At 70.2% G+C, this 17,401-nt stretch carries 18 protein-coding genes; 16 read left to right on the forward strand and 2 right to left on the reverse strand.

The window, feature by feature from the left end; translation table 11 throughout:
• Positions 1-231: 231 nt before the first annotated feature.
• Positions 232-1,062, reverse strand: coding sequence for a maleylpyruvate isomerase family mycothiol-dependent enzyme (locus ACRDPS_RS24265; RefSeq protein WP_431504239.1), 831 nt, complete (start codon positions 1,060-1,062; stop codon positions 232-234).
• A gap of 124 nt (positions 1,063-1,186) precedes the next feature.
• Here ACRDPS_RS24265 and argC point away from each other — a divergent pair, with 124 nt between their 5' ends.
• The 11 genes from argC (at position 1,187) to ACRDPS_RS24320 (ending at position 11,104) form a co-directional block, all read left to right on the forward strand.
• Positions 1,187-2,218, forward strand: a complete 1,032-nt coding sequence (gene argC / locus ACRDPS_RS24270; protein WP_431504240.1) for an N-acetyl-gamma-glutamyl-phosphate reductase — start codon at positions 1,187-1,189, stop codon at positions 2,216-2,218.
• Positions 2,215-3,159: an acetylglutamate kinase gene (argB, locus tag ACRDPS_RS24275; RefSeq protein ID WP_431504241.1), complete on the forward strand. Its 945-nt coding sequence runs from the start codon at positions 2,215-2,217 to the stop codon at positions 3,157-3,159. The genes argC and argB overlap by 4 nt, the downstream gene beginning before the upstream one ends.
• A complete protein-coding gene (locus ACRDPS_RS24280; RefSeq protein WP_431504242.1) occupies positions 3,156-4,331 on the forward strand; it encodes an acetylornithine transaminase in 1,176 nt (391 codons plus the stop codon). Before argB ends, ACRDPS_RS24280 begins: the two co-directional genes overlap by 4 nt.
• Positions 4,328-5,251 carry an ornithine carbamoyltransferase gene (gene argF / locus ACRDPS_RS24285; protein ID WP_431504243.1) on the forward strand — a complete coding sequence of 308 codons (924 nt, stop codon included), beginning with the start codon at positions 4,328-4,330 and terminating at the stop codon, positions 5,249-5,251. The genes ACRDPS_RS24280 and argF overlap by 4 nt, the downstream gene beginning before the upstream one ends.
• A gap of 133 nt (positions 5,252-5,384) precedes the next feature.
• Positions 5,385-5,912 carry an arginine repressor gene (locus tag ACRDPS_RS24290; protein WP_431504244.1) on the forward strand — a complete coding sequence of 176 codons (528 nt, stop codon included), beginning with the start codon at positions 5,385-5,387 and terminating at the stop codon, positions 5,910-5,912.
• Between the two features lie 58 nt (positions 5,913-5,970).
• Positions 5,971-7,431 (forward strand): argininosuccinate synthase, encoded by a 1,461-nt coding sequence (gene argG, locus ACRDPS_RS24295; protein WP_431504245.1) that lies wholly within the window; start codon positions 5,971-5,973, stop codon positions 7,429-7,431.
• Positions 7,431-7,901, forward strand: a complete 471-nt coding sequence (locus ACRDPS_RS24300) for an NUDIX hydrolase (RefSeq protein WP_431504246.1) — start codon at positions 7,431-7,433, stop codon at positions 7,899-7,901. Before argG ends, ACRDPS_RS24300 begins: the two co-directional genes overlap by 1 nt.
• Before the next feature lie 2 nt (positions 7,902-7,903).
• The gene (argH, locus tag ACRDPS_RS24305) at positions 7,904-9,328 is read left to right on the forward strand and encodes an argininosuccinate lyase (protein ID WP_431504247.1); all 1,425 of its coding nucleotides are present in this window, start codon (positions 7,904-7,906) and stop codon (positions 9,326-9,328) included.
• A 24-nt stretch (positions 9,329-9,352) separates the two neighbouring features.
• A complete protein-coding gene (locus tag ACRDPS_RS24310; RefSeq protein WP_431504248.1) occupies positions 9,353-9,964 on the forward strand; it encodes a DNA-3-methyladenine glycosylase in 612 nt (203 codons plus the stop codon).
• Between the two features lie 61 nt (positions 9,965-10,025).
• Entirely contained in the window at positions 10,026-10,520 is a 495-nt protein-coding gene (locus ACRDPS_RS24315) for a GNAT family N-acetyltransferase (RefSeq protein ID WP_431504249.1), read from the forward strand.
• A gap of 164 nt (positions 10,521-10,684) precedes the next feature.
• Positions 10,685-11,104: a single-stranded DNA-binding protein gene (locus tag ACRDPS_RS24320; RefSeq protein WP_431504250.1), complete on the forward strand. Its 420-nt coding sequence runs from the start codon at positions 10,685-10,687 to the stop codon at positions 11,102-11,104.
• On the opposite strand, the gene ACRDPS_RS24325 is transcribed toward ACRDPS_RS24320, so the two are convergent.
• Positions 11,101-12,267, reverse strand: coding sequence for a DUF1015 family protein (locus ACRDPS_RS24325; protein WP_431504251.1), 1,167 nt, complete (start codon positions 12,265-12,267; stop codon positions 11,101-11,103). The genes ACRDPS_RS24320 and ACRDPS_RS24325 overlap by 4 nt on opposite strands.
• Before the next feature lie 64 nt (positions 12,268-12,331).
• On the opposite strand from ACRDPS_RS24325, the gene ACRDPS_RS24330 reads away from it, so the two are divergent.
• From ACRDPS_RS24330 to recN, 5 genes are read left to right on the forward strand one after another with little or no spacing between them, the layout of a single operon-like run.
• The gene (locus ACRDPS_RS24330) at positions 12,332-13,393 is read left to right on the forward strand and encodes an HAD-IIA family hydrolase (protein WP_431504252.1); all 1,062 of its coding nucleotides are present in this window, start codon (positions 12,332-12,334) and stop codon (positions 13,391-13,393) included.
• On the forward strand, positions 13,390-13,644 hold the full coding sequence (locus tag ACRDPS_RS24335) for a hypothetical protein (RefSeq protein ID WP_431504253.1): 255 nt from the start codon (positions 13,390-13,392) through the stop codon (positions 13,642-13,644). The genes ACRDPS_RS24330 and ACRDPS_RS24335 overlap by 4 nt, the downstream gene beginning before the upstream one ends.
• A gap of 12 nt (positions 13,645-13,656) precedes the next feature.
• Entirely contained in the window at positions 13,657-14,520 is an 864-nt protein-coding gene (locus tag ACRDPS_RS24340) for a TlyA family RNA methyltransferase (protein ID WP_431504254.1), read from the forward strand.
• Complete coding sequence (locus ACRDPS_RS24345; protein ID WP_431504255.1) at positions 14,517-15,497, forward strand: NAD kinase; 981 nt, start codon at positions 14,517-14,519, stop codon at positions 15,495-15,497. The genes ACRDPS_RS24340 and ACRDPS_RS24345 overlap by 4 nt, the downstream gene beginning before the upstream one ends.
• Positions 15,490-17,283 carry a DNA repair protein RecN gene (gene recN / locus ACRDPS_RS24350; protein ID WP_431504256.1) on the forward strand — a complete coding sequence of 598 codons (1,794 nt, stop codon included), beginning with the start codon at positions 15,490-15,492 and terminating at the stop codon, positions 17,281-17,283. Before ACRDPS_RS24345 ends, recN begins: the two co-directional genes overlap by 8 nt.
• Positions 17,284-17,401: the final 118 nt, after the last annotated feature.

Raw genomic sequence — 17,401 nt, forward strand, 5'->3', positions numbered from 1 at the left:
CTCCGAGAGCGCCGGATCGTTGCCGTCGCGGGAACCGAGGAAGACCGCCAGGTGCTTGATCATGGGCCAGAGGCTAGTGGCCATCGCCTCGATTTCGGCCTCGGCCCGCCGCCATGGCACGCACTGGACGGCGTTGCCCCCGCTCGAAAGACCCCGGTATGCCTTCGCGGGGGCGCCTGGCCCCGCACGCACCCTGACGACGGACCGGGGCCGACCTATCGGCTCAGACCACTAGTCGTCGTCGTTGATCGGCTGGTTCGTCAACGCGCGGAAGCGGGCATAGATGTCCTTGTCGCCGGTGACCTGGATCCGCTCGTCGTCGCGGCGGCGCCAGAGCCAGGCGTCCAGGTCTTCGGCGGCGCCCTCGACGACGACGTCGGGCTCGGTGCCGGTCGCGATCGACTCCTGGGCGACGACGAGGAGGTCGGGCTCGTCCACGAGGCTGTCACCGCCGGGTCCGGTGCCGGAGACGGTGCCGAGCTGGACCCAGGTCTGGGTGTCGGTGTCGAGGGCGTCCACACGCACGTAGTGGTCGCCGCCCGTGAAGGTCGCCCACCCGGGCTTCCCGCCGAAGAAGATGTCGAGGATCTCGTCGACCCCGTCGGCGGCCAGGGCCGGGTCGAGGGGTGTCACGGCGTCGGCGGTCAGCTCGGCGTCGAGGCGATGGATGAGGATCTCGTGGGCCTGCCTGCGGTAGGTGAACCCGGCGGTCTGCTCCGCCGACCAGGACCAGACGGTCTCGTCGGGCTTGATCTGCTCCAGGGTGCTGAGGAACGTGGCGTTGATCTGGTCGAAGTAGTCGAGAAGATCCTGGTACGTCGCGTCGGCCGGCCGCTCCGGCTCGTCATAGGTCTCCTCGGTGGGCGCGGTGGGCCGGGTGTCGAGGACGTACGTCCAGAAGTGCTGCACCTGGCCGGCGACGTGCCACAGCAGGTCGGCGGCGGTCCAGCCCGGGGCGCTGGGGACCGGGGCGGTGGGGTCGGTCTCGGCGAGGGTGTCGCGGAAGCGCGCGGACTCGGACCTGATGAGGTCGAGGTAGGCCGCGTAGGGAAGTCGGGTCATGCCCGAAGAGTAGAGGCAGACCCGGACAGTTCTCGCCCGGTTTTATCCCACCTGTCCATCCCGACCCATCCCGACTGGTGAACCGGTTTGCGGGCATCATGCGGCGCAGCGTATGGTCATACATATGACCAAGAAGCGCGTCGCAGTCGCTGGTGCCAGTGGATACGCCGGGGGTGAGCTGCTCAGGTTGCTGTTGGCCCACCCCGAGGTGGAGATCGGTGCCCTGACGGCCGCCTCCAGCGCGGGCAAGACCCTGGGGAGCCTGCAGCCACACCTGCTGCCCCTGGCCGACCGAGTCCTGGAGCCGACCAACGCCGAGACCCTGGCCGGTCACGACGTGGTCTTCCTGGCCCTGCCGCATGGCGAGTCCGGGCCGATCGCGGCCGGACTTCCCGACGATGTGGTCGTGATCGACTGCGGCGCCGACTACCGGCTCGCCGACGCCGAGACGTGGACGAAGTTCTACGGCACCGACCACGCCGGTACCTGGCCCTACGGGCTGCCCGAGCTGCCAGAGCAGCGGGCGAGGCTGTCCGGCGCCACCCGGATCGCGGTGCCGGGCTGCTTCCCGACGGTCTCGACGCTCGCCCTCGCGCCGGCGGTCGGAGCCGGGATCGTCGAGCCCGAGGTCGTCGTGGTCGCCGCCACCGGCACCAGCGGGGCGGGGAAGTCGTCCAAGCCGAACCTGATCGGCGCCGAGGTGATGGGCAACGTCAGCGCCTACGGCGTCGGCGGCGTCCACCGGCACACTCCCGAGATCATCCAGAACCTCTCCGCGCTGGTCGACGGCGAGGTGTCGGTCTCCTTCACCCCCGTCCTGGTGCCGATGCCGCGCGGCATCCTGGCCACCTGCTCGGCCAAGCTCGCCGACGGCGTGACGTTGGCCGACGCCCGAGCCGCCTACGAGAAGGCGTACGGCGAGGAGCCCTTCGTCCACCTGCTCCCCGAGGGGCAGTGGCCACAGACGCAGGCGGTGCTCGGCTCCAACGCCGTCCACCTGCAGGTCACCGTCGACGAGGTCGCCGGACGGCTGGTCGCGGTGGGCGCCGAGGACAACCTCGCCAAGGGCACCGCCGGGGGTGCGATCCAGTGCATGAACCTCGCGCTCGGTCTCGAGGAGACGGCTGGCCTGAGCACCGTTGGGGTGGCGCCGTGAACTTCGAGCTGGAGACCGTGGCGCACTCGCCGGGTCGCCCCGATCCCGCCAAGGCCCGCACCCTCGCCGGTGCGCTGCCGTGGCTGAAGGAGTATCACGGCAAGATCGTCGTGGTGAAGTACGGCGGCAACGCCATGACCGACGAAACGCTCAAGCGTGCTTTCGCCGAGGACATCGCCTTCATGCGGTTCGCCGGCTTCAAGCCGGTGGTCGTGCACGGCGGTGGCCCGCAGATCTCGAGCATGCTCGCCCGGCTCGGTATCGAGTCGGAGTTCCGCGGCGGGCTGAGGGTGACCACGCCCGAGGCGATGGACGTCGTACGCATGGTCCTGGTCGGCCAGGTCCAGCGTGAGCTGGTCGGGCTGATCAACGAGCACGGGCCGTTGGCCGTCGGGCTCTCCGGCGAGGACGCCGGCCTCTTCACCGCAGAGCCGGCGAGCACCATCGTGGACGGCGAGGAGGTCGACCTCGGTCAGGTGGGCGAGGTCGTCTCCGTGCGACCCTCTTCCGTCCTCGACCTCATCGAGGCCGGCCGGATCCCGGTGGTCTCCAGCGTCGCCCCGGACGCCGACGGCGCGATCTACAACGTCAACGCCGACATGGCCGCCGCCTCGCTCGCGGTCGCCCTGGAGGCCGAGAAGCTGCTGGTGCTGACCGACGTCGAGGGCCTCTACCTCGACTGGCCGGACCCCGAGGAGGTCATCGGCGAGATCAGCCCCGAGGCGCTCGAAGGCATCCTCCCGGACCTGGCCAGCGGCATGATCCCGAAGATGGGCGCCTGCCTGGAGGCAGTCAAGGGCGGCGTCAAGCGCGCCACCGTCGTCGACGGTCGCAACCCGCACGCCGTGCTGCTCGAGCTGTTCACCGCCGAGGGAGTCGGCACCCAGGTGCTCCCCGGCGTCACCACGAAGACCCGCAAAGCAAGGGAGCTGGGCCAATGAGCACCTATGGAGAGCGGTACGCCGCCTCGCTGATGAACACCTTCGGCGCCCCCAAGCTGGTCCTCACCCGAGGCGAGGGCGCTCACGTGTGGGACGAGAACGGCAAGGAGTACGTCGACCTGCTGGCCGGGATCGCGGTCAACTCGCTCGGCCACGCCCATCCCGCGCTCCTCTCGGCGGTCACCTCCCAGATGGAGTCGCTCGGGCACATCTCCAACTTCTTCACCTCCGCCCCGCAGGTCGAGCTGGCCGAGGCGCTGCTCGCCCGGGTCCCGGGCGGGGAGACCGGCAAGGTCTTCTTCGCCAACTCCGGGACCGAGGCCAACGAGGCCGGGCTGAAGCTGACCCGGAGGACAGGTCGCACCCACATCGTGGCCGCGTCCGGGAGCTTCCACGGCCGCACCCTCGGTGCGCTGGCGCTGACCTCGAAGGAGGCCTACCGGGCGCCGTTCGAGCCACTCCCGGGAGATGTCACCTTCGTGCCCTACGGCGACGCCGAGGCGCTGGCCGCGGCGGTCACCGACGAGACCGCCGCGATCATCCTCGAGCCGATCCAGGGTGAGGCCGGCGTGATCGTCCCGCCGGCCGGCTACCTGGCCTCGGCGCGGAGCATCGCCGACGAGCACGGCGCGCTGCTCTGGCTCGACGAGATCCAGTCCGGGCTCGGCCGTACGGGCCGCTGGTTCGCCCACGAGACCTCCGGGGTCACCGCCGACATCGTCACCCTGGCCAAGGGCCTCGGCGGAGGCTTCCCGATCGGCGCCTGCATCGGGCTGGGCCGGGCGGCGACCCTCTTCGAGCCCGGCAACCACGGCACCACCTTCGGGGGCAATCCGGTCGCCTGCGCCGCGGGTCTCGCGGTGGTCGGGACCATCGAGTCCGACGGACTCCTCGAGCACGTCACCGTGCTCGGGCAGAAGCTGCGCGACGGCCTCGGCGCCGACTCGCGGGTGGCCCGGGTCGATGGCGAGGGGCTCTTCATCGGTGTGGTGCTCGCCGGTCTCGACTCGGCCAAGGTCGCCGCGGCCGCGCTCGAGGCGGGCTTCATCCTCAACAACCCGACGCCCGAGCGGATCCGGATCGTGCCGCCGCTGGTGCTCACCGAGGACGACGCGGAGCGGCTCCTGGCCGCCTGGCCGGCCATCCTCGACGCGGCGGAGGACCCGAGATGACCCGGCACTTCCTCCGCGACGACGACCTCACCCCGGCCGAGCAGGCCGAGGTGCTCGCGCTCGCGGCGAGAATGAAGCAGGAGCCGTACGCCGCCAAGCCGCTCGCCGGCCCGGTGACCGTGGCCACGATCTATGACAAGCCGACGCTGCGTACTCAGGCTTCGTTCTCCTCCGGGATCGCCGAGCTCGGCGGGCACTCGATGCTCGTCGACGGGCGCCTGGCCGGGATCGGGGATCGGGAGTCGGTCGCCGACGTCGCCCGGGTGCTCGGTCGGCAGGCGGGCGCGATCGTGTGGCGTACGTTCGCGCATGCCGGCATGGAAGAGATGGCCGCTTACGCGGGTGTGCCGGTCGTCAACGCGCTGACCGACGACTTCCACCCCTGTCAGCTGCTCGCCGACCTGCAGACGTTGAGCGAGCACAAGGGCTCGCTCTCCGGATTGACGGCGGCGTTCCTGGGCGATGCCGCGTGCAACGTGGGCAACTCCTGGGCGCTGGCCGGCGCCACCGCCGGGATGCACGTCCGGTTCGGGGCGCCGGAGGGCTATGCGCCCGACGAGGAGGTCCTGCTGCGGGCGAAGAAGATCGCCGCGGAGACCGGTGGCTCGGTCTCGGTCACCCCAGATCCGGTCCGGGCCGCGGCCGGGGCCGACGTGCTCATCACCGACACCTGGGTCTCGATGGGCAAGGAGAGCGAGGCGGCCGCGCGCACCGCGGTGTTCTCGCCCTACGCGCTGACCACCGAGCTGCTCGCACACGCTGATCCCGAGGCCGTCGTGCTGCACTGCCTGCCCGCCTACCGCGGCAAGGAGATCTCCGCCGAGGTGCTCGACGGTCCCAGGAGCCTGGTGTGGGACGAGGCCGAGAACCGGCGCCATGCCCAGAAGGCGATCCTGACCTTCCTGTGGGAGCGGCGATGAGCAAGCTCAGCGCGCCGCGTCCGTATTCTGGCGCTTGCGCTACGGCTACGACCGGAGCGAGGTCGAGCGGCGAGCTTGCTCGTCCGCTCGCGCCGAGCGAGGGAGTGACTGCGCGAAGCGCAGAGGTGGCGCGATGACGACCAACGAAGCGCAGCGGCCCGCGACCAAGGGCTCACGTCAGTCCCTGATCGTCGACATCATCTGGGGCACGGAGATCCACTCCCAGACCGAGCTCTCCGAGGCGCTGTTCTCCCACGGCGTCCACGTCACCCAGGCAACGCTCTCGCGTGACCTGGACGAGCTCGACGCGGTGAAGGTGCGGGCACCTTCGGGGTCGCTGGTCTACGCGGTTCCCGGTGAGGGCGGAGACCGCACGGCGGTCGCGCCGGGGGAGTCGGCCAGCGGCCGCAGCAAGCTCGGACGCCTCGCCCGCGAGCTGCTGGTGAGCGCGGACGGGACCGGCAACCTGGTGGTGCTGCGTACGCCTGCGGGTGGCGCACAGTACTTCGCCTCCGCGATCGACCGCGCCGAGTTTCCCGACATCCTCGGCACCATCGCCGGTGACGACACCGTGCTCGTCATCGGCCGCGAGCCCAGGGGAGGCGCGGCACTCGTCAACCGCTTCCTCAGTCTCGCCGGCAAGACCACAGCCCTTCAATGAGTTTCAGAGCCAGCAAGTCCCAGAGCCCAATGAGTTTCAGAGCAAGGAGCAACATCTCGTGAGCAAGGTCCTGACCTCCCTTCCCAAGGGCGAGCGCGTCGGCATCGCCTTCTCCGGAGGCCTCGACACCTCCGTGGCTGTCGCCTGGATGCGCGACAAGGGCGCGGTGCCGTGCACCTATACCGCCGACATCGGGCAGTACGACGAGCCCGACATCTCCGGCGTACCCGACCGCGCGATGGCGTACGGCGCCGAGATCGCGCGTGCGATCGACATCAAGCCCCAGCTGGTCGAGGAGGGTCTCGCGGCTCTGGCGTGCGGAGCGTTCCACATCCGCTCCGGTGGCCGTGCCTACTTCAACACCACGCCGCTGGGCCGGGCCGTGACCGGCACCATGCTGGTCCGCGCCATGCACGCCGACGACGTCAACATCTGGGGAGACGGGTCGACCTTCAAGGGCAACGACATCGAGCGGTTCTACCGCTACGGCCTGATGGCCAACCCCGAGCTGCGCATCTACAAGCCGTGGCTGGACGCCGACTTCGTCCACGAGCTCGGCGGGCGCCACGAGATGTCGGAGTGGCTGGTGGCTCATGACCTGCCCTACCGCGACTCCACCGAGAAGGCCTACTCCACCGACGCCAACATCTGGGGCGCCACCCACGAGGCCAAGACCCTCGAGCACCTCGAGGTCTCCTTGGAGACGGTCGAGCCGATCATGGGCGTGAAGTTCTGGGACCCCTCGGTCGCCATCGAGACCGAGGACGTCTCGATCAGCTTCGACGAGGGCCGCCCGATCGCGATCAACGGCAAGTCCTTCGCCGACCCCGTGGCGCTGGTCTACGAGGCCAACGCGATCGGTGGTCGCCACGGTCTGGGCATGTCGGACCAGATCGAGAACCGGATCATCGAGGCCAAGTCCCGCGGCATCTACGAGGCGCCGGGGATGGCGCTGCTCTGGATCGCCTACGAGCGGCTCCTCAACGCGGTCCACAACGAGGACACCATGTCCAACTACTACAACGAGGGCCGCAAGCTCGGGCGGCTGATGTACGAGGGCCGTTGGCTCGACCCGCAGGCGCTCATGGTGCGTGAGTCGATCCAGCGCTGGATCGCCTCGCTGGTCTCCGGGACCGTCACGCTGCGGCTGCGCCGGGGCGAGGACTACACCATCCTCAACACCGAGGGATCGCACTTCTCCTACCACCCCGAGAAGCTGTCCATGGAGCGCGTCGAGAACCCCGCGTTCGGCCCCGTCGACCGCATCGGGCAGCTCACCATGCGCAACCTCGACATCGCCGACTCGCGCTCCAAGCTGGAGGTCTACGCCGGTCACCCCCTCGACCAGGGCACCGTCCTCGTCGAGCACGGCACCCTCTTCGGTGAGCTCCCCGCGGGCGGTTTCGACCGCATCGCCGCCACCGACGGCAAGCCCCTCCCGGACGCTCTTCCCGCCGACAGCGCGACCTTGGACGACACCTTCCTGGACGAGGCCGCGATCGAGTCGGGCAACGACTGATGCCACTGATCCCTCGTGCCTCGGGGCGGGTGCTGCCGGTCAGCCCCGGGGGAGAGGTGCTGCTCGTGCTCGACACCGACCCGGCTGACGCCAGCCGCGGAAAGTATTGGACAACGATCGGTGGTGCCCTGGACCCCGGTGAGACTCCGGCTGATTCGGCTGTTCGGGAGATGTGGGAAGAGGCCGGCGTACGCCTTGACCCCGCGCGTCTGATTGGCCCGGTGGCGAGGGTGGAGCAGGAGTACCGCTGGAACGGCGTCGAGTACCTTGGTGACGCGACCTACTTTGCCGTGGCGCTCGACCGTGACACGGAGATCAGCTTCGAGAACCTCGAGTCGATCGAGAAGGCGTCCATGATCCGGGCAGATTGGTGGACGCCTGATGCGTTGCGTGACGAGACCTGGGCCGACCCGGACCTGCCCGGGCTGCTGAAGCTCGCTGTTGATGCTGTGCTGGAAGGAGACCGGTGACCATGGCTGACGTACCTGCCAACACGACGAACGAGGGCAAGCTGTGGGGTGGCCGGTTCGCCGGCGGCCCGTCACCCGAGCTGGAGGCGCTCTCGCGCTCGACACAGTTCGACTGGCGGCTGGCGCTCTATGACATCGCCGGGTCCCACGCCCATGCCAAGGCACTGGGTGCGGCCGGACTGCTCACCGGCGACGAGGAGAACGAGATCCACCGGGGTCTGGACGTCCTCGCCGACCGGTTCACCGCCGGACGGTTGCTTCCGGCTGCCTCCGACGAGGACGTGCACGGCGCCCTGGAGCGGCTGCTCATCGAGGAGATCGGTCCCGACGTCGGCGGCAAGCTCCGGGCCGGACGATCGCGCAACGACCAGATCGCGACCCTGTTCCGGAGCTATCTGCTCGACCACGAGCGAGTGCTGCGTGGGCTCGTGCTCGATCTCATCGACGCGCTCGCCACGCAGGCGGATGAGAACCATGGCGCGATCATGCCGGGACGTACGCACCTCCAGCACGCCCAGCCGGTGCTGCTCTCCCACCATCTGATGGCCCACGCCTGGTCGCTGCTGCGCGACGTCGACCGGCTCAACGACTGGCAGGCTCGGGTCGTGTGCGACTCGCCCTACGGGTCCGGCGCGCTTGCCGGGCAGTCGCTCGGGCTCGACCCCGAGCTGGTCGCCTCCGAGCTCGGCTTCACCGGGTCGAGCGCCAACTCGATCGACGGGACCGCCTCGCGCGACTTCGTCGCCGAGTTCGCCTACGTGTGCGCTCAGATCGGTGTCGACATCAGCCGGATCGCCGAGGAGATCATCCTGTGGGCGACCAGGGAGTTCGACTTCGTCACGCTGCACGACTCCTGGTCGACAGGGTCGAGCATCATGCCGCAGAAGAAGAACCCCGACATCTCCGAGCTGGCCCGCGGCAAGGCCGGTCGTCTGGTCGGCAACCTGACCGGGCTGCTGACGACGCTGAAGGCGCTGCCGCTGGCGTACAACCGCGACCTGCAGGAGGACAAGGAGCCGGTCTTCGACTCCCTGGACACCCTCGAGGTGCTGCTCCCGGCGTTCACCGGCCAGGTCGCGACGCTGGTCTACAACACCGAGCGGATGGCCGAGCTCGCCCCCCAGGGCTTCTCCCTGGCCACCGACATCGCCGAGTGGCTGGTGCGTCAGGGCACGCCGTTCCGGATCGCTCATGAGGTCGCCGGAGCCTGCGTCCAGGCGGCCGAGAAGCGCGGGGTCGAGCTGGACGCGCTCAGCGACGACGAGTTCGCCTCGATCTCGAAGGCGCTGACCCCCGACGTACGTCTGGTCCTGACCGTCGAAGGATCGGTGGCGTCCCGCGACGGCCGTGGCGGCACGGCTCCGGACCGGGTCGCCGAGCAGCTCGCCGAGCTCCGGTCCAAGGCTGCCGGGTTCCGTCCGTCCTAGATGCGCACTGTCAAGTAGGTCAGCATGAACGTCACCTACCTCGCTCGCCCTGCTGAAGAAGTCGCCCCCAAGCTGCTCGGTGCCATCCTGACTCACGATGCTCCTGAGGGGACCGTGAGCGTCACGATCACGGAGGCAGAGGCGTACTCCGGTGGGGCCGATCCTGCCTCCCACGCCTACCGAGGCAGGACGCCCCGCAACACCGTCATGTTCGGGCAGGCAGGACACCTGTACGTCTACCGGTCTCACGGTCTCCACTGGTGCGCCAACATCGTGACCGGGACAGACGGCATGGCCTCAGCCGTGCTCGTCAGGGCAGGCAGGGTCATCGAAGGCGAGGACCTGGCACGCGAGCGGCGTGGAGGCAAGGTTGAGAGTGCACGTCTCGCTCGAGGCCCTGGGAACCTCTGCAAGGCGCTTGGAATCACGGCGGACCACAACGGCGCGGACCTACTGACGGAGGCCTCGGTGACGCTGTCCGAGGGGGAGCCGGTACCCGCCGCACTCATCCGAGCTGGTCCTCGGGTCGGGGTGAGCAAAGCCCACGACTGGCAGCACCGCTTCTACCTCTCTGGTGATCCGACGGTCTCCGCCTACCGCCTCAGCCCGCGAGCCAACTCGTCCGGTGGGGCCTGAACCGAAAGCCTTGGCGGAAACTCGGGGCGGCCTCGGCCCACGATCTGGATAGAGTCGAGCAGTGCCCGAGCTGAAGCGGCTGGATATCGGCCAGGCCCCGGCGGTCCTGGCCTTCGAGCTGGCGAACCGTGACTACTTCGCTGCCACGATCTCGGACCGCGGTGACGACTTCTTCGACCAGTTCACCGACCTGTACAACGCCTCGCTGGCCGAGCAGGAGGCCGGCGTCTGCGCCTTCTACGTGCTCGTTGCCGAGGACGGTGCGATCCTCGGCAGGTTCAACCTGTACGAGGTGGAGAACGGCACGGCCAAGCTCGGCTACCGGGTCGCGGAGCGGGTCGCCGGCCGCGGCGTGGCGACTGCGGCCGTCCGGGAGCTGTGCCGGATGGCGTCTGCGATCCACGGCCTGCGCACGCTGCGGGCGGCCACTTCCCACGACAACGTCGCATCCCAGAGAGTCCTGGCCAAGGCAGGGTTCGTCTCGGTCGGCCCCGCCGCTCCGGCCGATCTCGGCGGCAAGGCAGGCACTTTGTACCAGCGCGACCTCTGCACGTGAGCCGTGCGAGCTCCGAGTGGAGGACGTGCTCCGCGCTGACGGGGTAGCCGACGGGCCGACCACCATCCACAGGCACGGTTCAGACCGGGGTTATCCACAGGGGCCGCTGGCGTGGGCAGAACTGTCGGCGCCCCTGGCCAGGATGGTGGTCGGAGGTGATCGAGATGACGGTCGCAAGAGTGGAGAAGGAGCCATCACCGGACGATGGCGAGCGGGCGGGGCCGGCCAACGGTCTGGCAACGGTCAACGAGGTGCGGTTGATCGGCCGGCTGTCGCTGGCGGCGGAGGAGAAGGAGCTGCCGAGCGGGGACCAGTTGACCGCGTTCAGGGTGGTCGTGAACAGGCCGCGCGACAAACGCCGGGGGAGCCGGGTGCAGATCGACGCGCTCGAGTGCCACAGCTGGGTCGCCCGGGTCCAGCGTGCGGCGATGACCTGGCGCGTCGGCGACGTCATCGAGGTGAACGGCTCGCTGCGGCGTCGGTTCTTCAAGACGGGCGGCCGGCTGCAGTCGATGACCGAGGTGGAGGTGGTGTCGGCCAAGCGGGTGAGCAGAGCCGCGGCGGCGACCAAGCAGGCGAGCTAACGCCGAGTCTTCTCCAGCTGAGCGGCATCGAGCAGCCGGATGAGTACGCCCGGGTGTGGCTTCGGCTGGAAGGAGGTCGCCTTCTCCGGGAGCAGACGGCCGGCCGAGGCCGAGGAGAGGATCATGTCGAACGACGGGGCCGCGAGCAGAACGGCGACGTCGCGCCCCGGCCGGGCACGCTTGAGCGCGGCGTCGACCTGGTGAGCGTGCAGCACCCGAGACGGCTGCCGGCGCAGCGCCGGGATGATCCGGTCGTGCAGATACCCGACATCTCCGGTGACGGAGCCGTCCGAGGTGTCGGTGGCGAGCGTGGCCCAGCCGCGCCCGTCGCTGAGGGCGATGACTCCGGGTCCGAGCCGGGCCAGAGCGGCCTCGCGGCCGCTCGCGGTCCAGTCGGCGCCCTTTGACTCGGCCGCGGCCCGAAGGTCACGCAGGTTCACGCCGGCGAACACCCGATGGATCGCGCCGAGCTGGAGCGGCGTGTCGTCCTGGTCGATCAGCATCGCCAGACCGAAGTCCGTCGCGGCCGTCTCCTCGACACCGGGCTCGGTCAGGCCCTGGATCTCGGCGTACGCCGCATAGCGATGGTGGCCGTCGGCGATCAGTGCCTGCTGGGTCGCCCATGCCGTCCGGAGGTGCTCGATCATCGCCTCGTCGGTGATCGACCAGACGCGGTGGTGCTGGCCGCCGTGGTCGTCATACTGCTCCTCGGGCGGGCCCGCCTGGACCCGATCGAGCAGCGCGGCGACCCCCTCGGGTGCGTGGTAGGTGAGCAGGATCGGTGCCGGATGCACCCTCATCTGGCGCATCCGGGAGGCCAGCTGTTCCGCCTGGGCGGTGCGTACGCCCTCATGGGGGAGCACGGCGGCCTCACCAGGGGCGTCGGTGCGATGGGAGACATCGAGGATCCCGACGACACCGCGCACCGTGATCCCGGCGGCGGTGTACTCGTGCAGATAGAGCGCGAGGTCACGATGCTGGCGCAGGTCGCCACGGGCCAGCCAGGAGCTGATCCGGGAGGCGACCCCGCGGTAGGGCCTGGAGTAGAGGCGAGCCGAGGTCGGATCCCCGATCCGCGAAGGAGTCAGCGAGAGCGCCCGAAAAGGCTCCAGGCGCAGCGGACGCCCGAGGTACGGCGCCCTCACCACACCCGTATCGTCCATCAGGACATCGTAGGGTCACACCGATGCCATTCGCCGCACCCCCGACCCGGACAAGGAACTTCGTGTGCTGACTGACCACTTGCTGAAGGCCTCAACACAGGCCCTCACCGCCGGCTATGACGTGGCGATGCTCGACCTCGACGGCGTGGTCTACGTCGGCGGTGCGGCGGTCCCGCGCGCACCCGAGGCGCTCGCGGCCGCACGTGAGGCGGGCCTACGGCTGGCGTTCATCACCAACAACGCCGCCAGGACCCCGGCCAAGGTCGCGGCGAACATCACCAAGCTGGGGATCGAGGCGGCCGCCGAGGACGTGGTCACCTCGGCTCAGGCCGCGGTGCACGTGCTCGCCGAGCGCCTGGCCCCTGGGGCGAAGGTCGTCAACCTCGGCGCCGCCGGGCTCCGTGAGCCGCTCGAGGCGGCCGGCCTGGTGCCGGTGGACGTCGCCGAGGAGGCCGAGGCGATCGTGACCGGCTACAACCCCGAGCTGCTGTGGAAGGACATCCTTCGCGCGGCGGTACGCATCAAGGACGGCCTCTTCTGGGTCGCCAGCAACACCGACATGACCTTCCCGGCGGCCTACGGCCTCGCTCCCGGCCACGGCGTGCTGGTCGACACCCTGCGTCGCTTCGCGGAGGTCGAGCCGGTCGTCGCGGGCAAGCCATCGCTGCCGCTGCTGGAGGAGACCATCCGGCGTACTCAGGCCAAGACTCCGCTCATGGTCGGTGACCGGCTCGACACCGACATCGAGGGCGGCAACAACGCCGGCATCGACACGCTTCTGGTGCTCACCGGCGTCACCGGGCTGAAGGAGCTGATCGCGGCCGAGCCTCGGCTGCGGCCGACGTACATCTCCTCGGACCTGCGCGGGCTGCTCCAGCCTCACGCCGCACCAGAGGTCGACGGTGCCGGCGCGAGACTGGGCGGCTGGAGGGCAGAGGTACGCGACGGGGAGCTGCGGATCGAACCGGATGGCTCCGGCGATCGAACCGTCGATGACTGGTGGCGGGTCGCGGCGACCAGCGCCTGGGCGCATCTGGACGCCACCGGGGCGGCAGCCACGATCGGCGCACTGGCCGTGCCACCTCGCCCGGATGGCGAGCCCGGGACGGTAGTCTCGCCCACATGAGCGAGCAGCACTTCGACGAGTCCTCGGCCTCGGCCGGGCCGGGTGGCACCGGCAGGGCGCCGCACACCGATGTCGCCCGTGTCGACGCGGTCCTCGAGACGCTCGATCGCCTCGACGAGCTGCCGCTGGAGGAGCACGTCGGCGTCTTCGAGGCCGCCCACACCGAGCTGCGCCGGGCGCTGGATCCCGACACCGTTGCGCAGGAGCAGGACACCGCCCAGTCCGCAGACCAGCCAACAGATCAGCCCTGAGGGGCGGAACGCATGCCTCCTCGCCGCCTGCGCCTCGACGCCGAGCTGGTCCGTCGCAAGCTGGCCCGATCCCGTGAGCACGCCAGCGAGCTGATCGCCGCCGGCCGGGTCACGGTTTCCGGCAACCGCGCCACCAAACCGGCCACCGGGGTCACCACCGATGTCGCCATCGTGGTCACCGACGACCCCGACCGGCCCGACTTCGTCTCTCGCGGCGGGCACAAGCTCGCCGGGGCGCTGGCAGCGTTCGCCGCGCTCGGGCTCACCGTGGAGGGCCGCCGCTGCCTCGACGCGGGAGCCTCGACGGGCGGGTTCACCGACGTACTCCTGCGCAGCGGCGCCAAGGAGGTCGTCGCCGTCGATGTCGGCTACGGCCAGCTCGCGTGGCGGCTGCAGCAGGACGAGCGCGTCACCGTCCACGACCGCACCAACATCCGCGACCTCTCCCTCGACCTGGTCGGCGAGCCCGTCGAGGTGGTCGTCGGTGACCTCTCGTTCATCTCGCTCGAGCTCGTCCTCGACTCGCTGATTCGCGTCACCAGGCCTGACGGTGACCTGGCCCTGATGGTCAAGCCGCAGTTCGAGGTCGGCAAGGACCGCGTCGGCAAGGGGGGTGTCGTCCGCGACCACGGTCTGCGTGCTGAGGCCGTGAACGCCGTCGCCGCCGCTGCCGCGAAGCGAGGCTGGGGAGCGCGCGCGGTCACCACCAGCCCGCTCCCGGGACCGTCGGGGAACGTCGAGTTCTTCCTCTGGCTGCGCCACGGCGACGCGACCGTCGACGAGGCCGAGATCGAGCAGGCCGTACGCGAGCAGCGAGGCCTGGAGAACCCCGGTGCCCATGAAGTGTCGGCGCCGTCTGAGAAGGTTGATCCGTGAGCGAACCCGACGCCCCCGCTGCGGACCCGGCCGAGGTTCGGCGCGTCCTCATGCTCATCCATACGGGTCGTGAGGAGGCCCGCGAGGTAGCCCTCGCCTGCGCCAAGTCGCTCGCGGTCCACGGGATCGTGGTCAGGATGCTGGCCGTCGAGGCCGAGGACCTGGGCATCGACCCCGGCGCCTATCAGCCGGCCATCGAGCTCAGCGTCGACGAGCAGGATGCCAGCCACGACTGCGAGCTGGCCCTGGTCATCGGCGGAGACGGCACGATCTTGCGCGCCGCCGAGATCGTCCAGCCCCACCGCACCCCGGTGCTCGGGGTCAACCTGGGACATGTCGGCTTCCTCGCCGAGGCGGAGTACGACGACGTCGAGTCGACGATCGAGGCGATCGTGCAGCGCCGCTACACCTCCGAGGACCGGCTGGCCCTCGAGGTGAGCGTCTTCGAGGACGGCAAGAAGGTCTTTCGTACGTTCGCGGTCAACGAGGCCAGCGTCGAGAAGGCGGCCCGCGAGCGGATGCTCGAAGTGGTCGTCGAGATCGACGGCCGGCCCCTGTCCAGATGGGGCTGCGACGGTGTCGTCTGCGCGACGCCGACCGGCTCCACGGCCTACAACTTCTCCGCCGGCGGTCCGGTCGTGTGGCCGGGTGTCGAGGCGCTGCTGCTGACCCCGATCAGCGCCCACGCGCTCTTCGCACGCCCGATGGTGGTCGCGCCGACCTCGGTGCTCGCCGTCGAGGTCATCTCCAGGGCCGACGGAGTCGGCGTGCTCTGGTGCGACGGCCGGCGCTCCTACGAGCTGGGTCCGGGCGCCCGGATCGAGGTCACCCGGGGGGTGGAGCCTGTGAGACTCGTACGCCTGCACCAGGCCCCCTTCACGGATCGTCTGGTGCGGAAGTTCGGACTGTCAGTGGAGGGTTGGCGCGGCGCCGCGGAAGGGCGTCCGTTCAGGATGAACGGAGGCGAACATGCTTGAGGAGATCAGGATCTCCGGACTCGGGATCATCGAGTCATCGACGTTGGAGCTCGGAGCGGGACTGACCGTGGTCACCGGTGAGACCGGTGCCGGCAAGACGATGATCGTGACCGCGCTCGGACTGCTGCTCGGCGGTCGAGGCGACGCCGGATCGGTCCGCAAGGGCAAGAAGGCGGCCCGGGTCGAGGGCGTCATCGACGCCCGGTCCCTGCCCGGCGTGGTCGACGCGACCGAGGAGGCCGGGGGAGAGGTCGAGGAGGGCCGCGTCCTGGTGGCCCGCACCGTCGCCGCCGAGGGACGAGCCAGGGCGTACGTCGGCGGGGCATCCGTCCCGGTCGCGACCCTCGGCTCCGTGACCTCGCCGCTGGTCGCGGTCCACGGCCAGTCCGACCAGCACCGGCTGCTGCAGCCGCGGGCCCAGCGTGACTCCCTGGACCGCTTCGGTGGCGACGCCGTCGCCAAGCTGCTCGCGGCCTACGGCGAGCTCCACACCGAGCTGCACAAGGTCGAGCGTGAGCTCGACGAGGTGACCACCCACGCCCGCGAGCGGGCACAGGAGGCCGATCTGCTGCGCTTCGGTCTCGGTGAGATCGAGGCGGTGTCCCCGGAGGCGGGCGAGGACGCCACTCTCGCCCAGGAGGAGGAGAAGCTCGGCTACGCCGACACCCTCCGTACGGCTGCGGAGCAGGCGCGCGAGGCGCTCTCCTCCGAGGATGTCGACGCCCCGGACGCTCTCGGTGCGGTCTCGGGCGCACGGCGTGCGCTCGACAGCGTTCGCGACCACGACCCCGACGCCGCAGCGCTGGCCGAGCGCCTCGCCGAGGTCAGCTACCTGCTCTCCGACACCGCCGCCGACGTCGCCTCCTACGCCACCGGGGTCGAGACCGACCCCGCCCGGCTGGCGGTGGTCTCCGAGCGGCGAGCGGCCCTGACCGCGCTGACCAGGAAGTACGGCGAGACGATCGACGAGGTCCTCGCCTGGTCCGAGACGGGTGCCAAGCGACTCCTCGAGCTCGACTCCGACGACGACCGCATCGAGGAGCTGAAGTCCGAGCGTACGCGGCTGCGGGCCGACCTCGCCGAGGCCGGCCTCGCGCTGTCGACCGCGCGCACCGACGCCGCCGGTGCCCTGGCCGAGGCGGTGAGCGAGGAGCTGACCGGACTGGCGATGCCCCATGCTCGGCTGGTGGTCGACGTACGTCAGAAGGAGACCGACGCGCCCGGCTCCGAGGACGAGCCGCATGCTCCGTTGAGGTTCCCCGCCCCTGGCTCTGAAAAGGGCAAGGGCAAAGGCAAGGGCGAGCGCTGGCTGCGCTACGGCTCCAACGGCCTCGACGAGGTCGAGCTGCTGCTGGCCGCCAACACCGGCTCCGAGCCCCGTCCGCTCCACAAGGGCGCGTCCGGGGGTGAGCTCTCCCGGGTGATGCTGGCCATCGAGGTGGTCCTGGCAGCCACCAGCCCGGTCCCGACGTTCGTCTTCGACGAGGTCGACGCGGGAGTCGGTGGCACCGCCGCGGTCGAGATCGGCCGCCGCCTCGCCCAGCTCGCCCGCACCGCCCAAGTCCTGGTCGTCACCCACCTGCCACAGGTGGCGGCCTTCGCCGACCACCACGTCGCCGTCGAGAAGACCAGCGACGGCGTCGTCACCAGCTCAGGCCTGAGCGTCCTCGACGACGAGTCCCGCGAACGTGAGCTCTCCCGCATGCTCGCCGGCCTCACCGCCTCCGACACCGCCATCGCGCACGCCCGCGAGCTCCTCGAGGTAGCCCGCTCCGCCAAGGCCTGACCCCACCCCGCCGAGAACCGCCCCGCCGAGAACCGCCCTGCCGAGAAGTCACTTGTGCAGGCCGAGAAGTCACTTCTGCTGGCCGAGAGGTCACGGTGATGCCCACTCGGCCTGCAGA

The sequence above is a fragment of the Nocardioides sp. genome (assembly GCF_050699375.1).
Lineage (GTDB): Bacteria > Actinomycetota > Actinomycetes > Propionibacteriales > Nocardioidaceae > Nocardioides.

What these genes read in the sequence shown, in the direction of transcription:
- ACRDPS_RS24290 (WP_431504244.1), top strand. Translation starts at nt 5,385, where the DNA reads ATGACGACCAACGAAGCGCAGCGGCCCGCGACCAAGGGCTCACGTCAG.
- ACRDPS_RS24340 (WP_431504254.1), top strand. Translation starts at nt 13,657, where the DNA reads ATGCCTCCTCGCCGCCTGCGCCTCGACGCCGAGCTGGTCCGTCGCAAG.
- ACRDPS_RS24335 (WP_431504253.1), top strand. Translation starts at nt 13,390, where the DNA reads ATGAGCGAGCAGCACTTCGACGAGTCCTCGGCCTCGGCCGGGCCGGGT.
- ACRDPS_RS24300 (WP_431504246.1), top strand. Translation starts at nt 7,431, where the DNA reads ATGCCACTGATCCCTCGTGCCTCGGGGCGGGTGCTGCCGGTCAGCCCC.
- argC (WP_431504240.1), top strand. Translation starts at nt 1,187, where the DNA reads ATGACCAAGAAGCGCGTCGCAGTCGCTGGTGCCAGTGGATACGCCGGG.
- argH (WP_431504247.1), top strand. Translation starts at nt 7,904, where the DNA reads ATGGCTGACGTACCTGCCAACACGACGAACGAGGGCAAGCTGTGGGGT.
- ACRDPS_RS24280 (WP_431504242.1), top strand. Translation starts at nt 3,156, where the DNA reads ATGAGCACCTATGGAGAGCGGTACGCCGCCTCGCTGATGAACACCTTC.
- argF (WP_431504243.1), top strand. Translation starts at nt 4,328, where the DNA reads ATGACCCGGCACTTCCTCCGCGACGACGACCTCACCCCGGCCGAGCAG.
- ACRDPS_RS24325 (WP_431504251.1), bottom strand. Translation starts at nt 12,267, where the DNA reads ATGGACGATACGGGTGTGGTGAGGGCGCCGTACCTCGGGCGTCCGCTG.
- recN (WP_431504256.1), top strand. Translation starts at nt 15,490, where the DNA reads ATGCTTGAGGAGATCAGGATCTCCGGACTCGGGATCATCGAGTCATCG.
- ACRDPS_RS24265 (WP_431504239.1), bottom strand. Translation starts at nt 1,062, where the DNA reads ATGACCCGACTTCCCTACGCGGCCTACCTCGACCTCATCAGGTCCGAG.
- ACRDPS_RS24310 (WP_431504248.1), top strand. Translation starts at nt 9,353, where the DNA reads ATGAACGTCACCTACCTCGCTCGCCCTGCTGAAGAAGTCGCCCCCAAG.
- ACRDPS_RS24320 (WP_431504250.1), top strand. Translation starts at nt 10,685, where the DNA reads ATGACGGTCGCAAGAGTGGAGAAGGAGCCATCACCGGACGATGGCGAG.